Source organism: Candidatus Magnetaquicoccus inordinatus (assembly GCF_004217665.1).
GTDB lineage: Bacteria > Pseudomonadota > Magnetococcia > Magnetococcales > Magnetaquicoccaceae > Magnetaquicoccus > Magnetaquicoccus inordinatus.
Genome location: NZ_RXIU01000207.1, coordinates 1 through 6,485 on the forward strand (window position 1 = coordinate 1; position 6,485 = coordinate 6,485).

Here is a 6,485-nt window from a genome sequence, read left to right on the forward strand (position 1 = left end):
CTTTTGGAGGGATTTGCCCTCAAGGATCCGGTCACCACGCTGGGCAATCGGCGGATGTTGGATGAGTTTTTGGGCATGACGCTGGGCACTTGCAGGCGCAAACAGCGGCGGGTAGCGGTGCTGTTACTGCTCCCGGAGGTAGAGCTTGCCTCAGCTCAGCCGTTGACTGAGGAGCAGGACCAACAATTTTTAAGAGAGTTGGCCAGTCGTTTATGCAAACAGATGCGGGGCGAGGATTTGGCTTTTCGCATACAGCACAATGAGTTTGTCACCTTTGTTCCTGAATGTGGGGATGAAGAGCAGGTATTGGCATTGGTATATCGCCTGCATCGGGCGATGACCCAGCCCTACAGCTTGGACAACGGCATACCGCTTGCTGTCAAAATCTTCATTGGCATTGCCATTTTTCCAGAATCTGGCCACAACGAGGAGGAGCTTCTCGGCAACGCCCGCCGTGCCCTGCACAGCGCCCGGCAGGGCAAAGGCGCGCCCTTTGCGCTGTTTAATCATCCAGAGGAGACTGCGCTGGATTAATTAACAACCGTGACAATTAAGATAACTGCTTATAATTACATGTTTTTTTCTTGTCATGCAGTGACGCAATAAAGAAAAGAAAGTACGACTAAATAGTTTTTAATTGCTTCATTCTTTTATCTTTTTCCTTTTGCGCATGGCACACACTTCTGATAATATGTACTTGGTTGTTGGTTATGCTCTATTTGCGACTTAGCCAACGAAATATTATAACCCCAACGTCGATTTGTTAATCGCAATAATGAACGTTATTGTGGTTATATGGGTTTGTTGGGCTGGGATATGCTTTGGAGTTGATATGAGTGCAAGACGGATTGTTCGTGGTGCACGGGTTATGCAAGACAACACGACCCGTAAACCTGTGGCTATTGGTCGTTTAGTAAAAGCTATAGAAAGTTTGAGCAAACGGGTTTCTCAAACTGAAGTCGCAAACAGAACGAATATTGATAATCTTCGTTCTGACTTGCAACAGAAAATTCACAGTCTGAGCAACCGAATTTCTCAAGCCGAAGTCGCAAACAGTACAAATATTGATAATCTTCGTTCTGAGTTGCAACAGAAGATTCACAGTATAAGCGAACAGGTTTCTAAACTAGATAAAAAAAATCTAGAAATGCACAATGAGCTTCGCGCAGAAATCGATGTAACGGTCAGCAGTCTTCGTTCTGACATATTTAAAGAAAATCGAGAAATGTTCAATGAACTTCGTGCTGACATGGAATATGAAGTGAGGCTTAATCGGAATTTTGGCACGATGGCGATGCCAGAGATTCGGCCATCAGGTGTCAATCCCAGTTCACGAACATTTACAGCTCCATTTGATGATGATCGTCTTGCAAGACGGAGAGGAACACGCTATCGCGATAGTTACGACGATGGCTGAGGACACTCTTTACAAGTTGTTTGTCTGGGCGTGTGACACTTTTTACAAGTTGTTTGTCTGGATATATAAATCTTTACAACGCCTTTGGCGATATTCCGAGCTTCGCAACGTTCTTGCATTCCCGCTTTTCTCTATAGGACACGCTGAACGCGATGCAGAGATGAGCTGTCCTCGCAATGGCCCTCGACTTTTTTGGAAGTCCTTCAAACGAGGGATAGTAGCCAATTCATCAGCCCCGCATGTTGCTTTCTTTTTGTATCCAACAAAAGGTTTTTTTTTGTGGCTGTTTCTTGGGATGTTTATGGTTATATCTCCCTTGCTGGCTGCTAAATCTGGTAATTTTTTGGGGTTGCAAATACTTTCACCAAAATATTGTAAAGATTTTCAATGCTCGTTATGGACTCAATTTATGAGTTTTGAATGGTGGGAGTTGATATGCTTGGTTTTAGATCTTTTGTTACTCACTTGGCTTACATGGCAACGCACCATAGATTGTTGGCAATATCTTAAAAAAAATATTTCGGTAGAGTTTTTTTGCAATTTTACAATACATACAATCATATATTCATTTTTAATTTTTTTAGAATTACAGTTAGTAAGAGTAACCACTTATTTATATCTCGATAAAATGATTTTGATTATTTTTATAATCGCTATGGCTTTTTCAATCCTCTATACATTTTTTGTATGTGGTTATATATTTGTGCGATGGATTAAAGAGGAAAAAGATAGACTTCGTCAGTTTTTCATCTTCACTGGGGATTTGTTTACGTGCCTCCTGTATTGTGTTGTATCTTTTGTCTTACTGCATGGTTGGGGTTTTGATCATACAGCAGTACGTACCCCCGCCATTTTTGCAATAATATTACCTCTTCTCTTTGCTCTGTGGTTTCTGGATTTGGTGATCAATGAATATCCAACCGTTCGCGAAACCGACTGGGGACAATTTTTGGATCATGTTCGCATCATCGGTAATGATATTTTTCTGATTCGATCCCTCCTGCCTTGGCCAGCAATTCTGGCTTTTTCGATGATTTTTCTCTATGGGTTCTATTCTGGACTCCCAGCGTTACCAACCACCAATGATGAACCAGTACAGCCTGATTGTTGTGTAACTTCGGTATCAACTTTGCTCTTGCCATCTTTGGCTCAAAGCCAAATTGTATACACTAGCTGTTGCGTACAACCAAAAGAACCCGGACTGATAACAGATGAAAAACATTCTTCGCAGTTTTTTTTCTTGGTCACATCAAGTCTACTTGCTCCTTTATGTTTTTATTTCATCATTTGGCGATTCAAACGGGGCTTCCGCCTTTGTTATTTGGAAGATAGTTGGCAGAAAAATAAAATACTACTTCAAGAAAAACGTATCCTTCTCCATGCAGCACAGAAAGGGATTTTTCCCCTTGCATGGCGTTATGGCGAGGACCGTACTCTTAATATTCACCGCATGGCACTCTATAGTGTATTCTTTGCACCACCTAGCCTGGGCATTCCTGATCTTAGCAAACCAGAATTAACAGATTTTAAGGTGCTAGTGCGCATGTGGAATGTAACTGTTTGGTTATACTCTCCTTTATTAATGTCGTTTTTACTATTATTGTGCCTGCCACTGATCCTTCTGATCATTGGTTACTACAATGGAGAAAATTTATTTAATCCTCTCATAAAACACCTGCTCACTTGGTCCGCCTTTGGCTGGGCGAGCTTTGGCCTGACTTACCATCTCCATGTATGGACATATCAATTGGCTGGTTTGCACGCCAAACAACGAGAAGATCGGATAACTCTCGATTTTTCCTTTCACTCCTTACAACAGTTTCGACCAGGAGCCTTTCCTCGGTTGATCTCCTTGTACCAAGGAAAGTTAATGGCTGTGATATCGGCCTTTTTCTCCATTTTTGTTTCCGTTTATGCTACATGTCTTTCAAACTTATTCTGAACCAACAGAATGCAGGTTGGTGACCAGCCTAACAACTATGGGCATGCTAAGAATTATGTTGCGTATCTTTATCAACTCGTTCCGACAGATGTCGTTAATAAAAATTGTAAAATCTGTTTCCCCCGTTGTCGAAAAAGGAATTATTGAAGGCATCGTCATGTTCTGATCTTCCAGCTTTTTGCGTAATTGTTTTGGAAATATTCCTGGATTCTTTGCCACAATGTGAAAACTTGCTGCAAATTTGTACGATGGCCTGTTATTATTCTCTGCTGGCCACAAATCTTCCAACACAGAATCAGAAAAAATAGTGTACGTTTTTCTGATCATCGGGTGAACGGCCAAGTTGGTGACGATATCAAAACATGTCCTAATGTTTATATCCTCAGTAGCGTTACCAGCAGGCAACTTAAAGAACAGCACGAAATCTTCCCAACCACTACTTCGATAAAGACTGAATAAAATATTGCGCAGCATATACTGCAAACTGCCAACTTCACCATGTTTTGTTGTTTTTATGTTCGCATTAATCCAGTTGAGAAACGCTGACCGCAACCCTGGAAAATGAAGAGATATCAATACTATAACATGTGAATCTTCCCAATCATAAGACGTAGTATTATTAGGTATATTGATTTTCCGTATTAGACGTCGGCGATCGAAGTAGGGGAAAAAATATTTCTCATTATTGCTCCCTGCTTCCGCATTATGTACACAATGTATGTTTAGAGTTGGATCTTTTAACAGATGTGTACGATTTTCTTTTCTTGCCCCTTCTGCTTGCGTGGTGTTTGCACAATATAACCCGTTATATTCAGTAACGATGGCAAGATCATAAATACCAAGAACCTTGATTTTAACTGAAAATTCCTTTTTTGGTGCTTTCCCAGCAAACACCAATAAATCCATAAAATAGTTTTGCTCTTTTTTTTCAGAAGTTCTTTCCAAAACCCACGACAAAACATCCTCTTGTGGATTAATTTTTACACCATGCAATTCCTGCATACATACATCATTAGGAAATTGAAATGTTGCAGATGATTTCCACCACACACCATTAATATTAGTTCCAAAAACATTATGCCAGTGATTCAAGTAAAATTCCGTATCCAACCAGAGACATGGAAGATGGCTGTTCACTTGTTCTTCGCTGTCTACAGTATTTCTAGAATATGCTTTTTCCGTATGCTTTGAATGTACTGAACCACCTGAATTTTCTATAACATCTGCACTACATACGATATCATTACCCTTGCACTTCTCAGGGAGAGTTGTTACTGGATGCGACGTGAACAATCGGCAGGGAGGATAGGTTTGGGCAAGATAATCTTCCATGGCACAAGTAGACAAAAAGGAACTGTCCATCAGCAACCATTCCAAACGCCATGGCAAATCGACGGCACCCCATAGAAATATTTCTTCTTTACGTAATGTATGACTATTAATCCAACGGCATTTGTTTTGCGAAGATGCGCTCTCTCGCAAATGTTCTTGCAACCTTTTGCTGATCAGTTTCTGAAAAGCAGGAGAAAATGCCTGTTTCCAAATAATACTATCTGCCCCATTTGTTGGGGGAGAATCATTTTGCATGGCTATCAAGAGTTTCTTAGCTTGCTGTGGTGCCTGATGTCCGTGCGTAATCGCATGAACCAACATGTCACCTAGATTTTTCCATTGTAATGAGTGTAAATCTTCTTCAAATCGGGCCTGCATCTGACAATGGAGATGTTTTTCTACTGCTTGATGCAGTGAATCAGCAAATGGATCATCCTGTTTCAATTCCATCTGTTCCAACCAAGCCAATAATAACCGTCCTCTTAGATAATCTTCCGGTATTGCTTGACGCAGATCATTACGCACAAATTCACACTTGGCGAAGATAGATTGTGGCTCACTGTCAAGTCTGTGCAACTCGTCCATAAGCCACACTTTGTCAAATTGATGGTAGGCAAGAATTTCTAGAAACCAGGAATATAAATAGGCATAACCAAAACGTGACGCTCCAAGAAGATCACAGAGAAGTTCCTTTGAAAACGCACGTACCGTATAGTTTGGCAAAGCCCGATCTATGGTTTGAAAAATTCGCCGCGCCAAACGTCCGAATAAACCGGTTTCGCTTTTGGTAAGTGCTTGCGTGTCAAGATCAGCCAAAACATCATGAATGACGCGATGACCTAATTCATGAGCAAGGATGGGATGCAGCGCAGGACGCTCCAACATCCAATAACTAAGCTGTAGAATTACAGTTTCACTCCAGGCAGGCACAAGAATCCTCTGGTTTGCATCTTGCGATGAATACCAATGGTACTCATCAGGTTTACGAATCTCCTCACGCCAATCATGATACTGCTGCTCGTGAAAAATATGGTCCTGAGCAGAAGTCAGATCATGTTCCCAATACTGGATAACCACAGGCAGATTTTTGCCATACGGCAGTGAACACTGCCACTGCTCCTTGACCAGGATAGCCAAATCGCGAAAGGTCCATCTACTGATTGTGCTCAAAAATTTATCCGTTAAACCCTTCTCCTTGCGCCGCCGCACTGTTGGTGTTAATTCTCCTGGCCTGATATTTTCCAGAGTCTGCCCTAAACGATCCTGAATTTGTCCCAGAGTAGCAATTACCTCTCCTGCTTGCAGTCGCAAGATAGTTTGGGTTAGATAAAACTGACGGAGCTCACTCGAGTTTATCGGCTCCTTCTGATTATACTCGGCAAACTTATCTCGCCAATGTTCCGCGCGTATCAAATATTCCCAAAGGTTGCATTTGATCTGCTGAACAGATGTTGCTACTGGCCTTGTTGTCCAGGTAAAATTATCTGCGCCCGATGGCTTGTAACACAAATCCTGGTCCTGATTTTTTTCATGCGCATGAGGCAAACCCCACAATTCCTTAGGAGAAAATGGTTTGGGTGAATCAGACTCACTTTCATTATCCAGTTTTATCAATAACTCCTTATCATTTACCCAATAGGCGATATTGAGCTGTATATGGCGAGCCTCACGATAGGCAATGCTGAGACGCGCAATAAGATCCTCGCAAGCGACCAAATAGGGTCTCCTCAAAAAGAATAACACATTGAAACTATACATTAAAATGCGATTATGATAGAATTGTGTGCATGAATT

General features: G+C 41.5%; 4 protein-coding genes. 3 read left to right on the top strand and 1 reads right to left on the bottom strand.

Annotation, left to right across the window (positions count from 1 at the left end; genetic code table 11):
* The 3 genes from EJP87_RS12880 to EJP87_RS12890 form a co-directional block, all read left to right on the top strand.
* On the top strand, positions 1–534 hold a 534-nt coding region (locus EJP87_RS12880), incomplete at its 5' end, for a diguanylate cyclase domain-containing protein (RefSeq protein WP_130472279.1).
* A gap of 298 nt (positions 535–832) precedes the next feature.
* Positions 833–1,417 carry a hypothetical protein gene (locus tag EJP87_RS12885; protein ID WP_130472280.1) on the top strand — a complete coding sequence of 195 codons (585 nt, stop codon included), beginning with the start codon at positions 833–835 and terminating at the stop codon, positions 1,415–1,417.
* Entirely contained in the window at positions 1,356–3,359 is a 2,004-nt protein-coding gene (locus tag EJP87_RS12890; RefSeq protein ID WP_130472281.1) for a hypothetical protein, read from the top strand. The genes EJP87_RS12885 and EJP87_RS12890 overlap by 62 nt, the downstream gene beginning before the upstream one ends.
* Here EJP87_RS12890 and EJP87_RS12895 read toward each other — a convergent pair.
* On the bottom strand, positions 3,351–6,407 hold the full coding sequence (locus tag EJP87_RS12895; protein ID WP_130472282.1) for a hypothetical protein: 3,057 nt from the start codon (positions 6,405–6,407) through the stop codon (positions 3,351–3,353). The two genes, EJP87_RS12890 and EJP87_RS12895, sit on opposite strands and share 9 nt — an antisense overlap.
* Positions 6,408–6,485: the final 78 nt, after the last annotated feature.

What these genes read in the sequence shown, in the direction of transcription:
- EJP87_RS12885 (WP_130472280.1), top strand. Translation starts at nt 833, where the DNA reads ATGAGTGCAAGACGGATTGTTCGTGGTGCACGGGTTATGCAAGACAAC.
- EJP87_RS12890 (WP_130472281.1), top strand. Translation starts at nt 1,356, where the DNA reads ATGATGATCGTCTTGCAAGACGGAGAGGAACACGCTATCGCGATAGTT.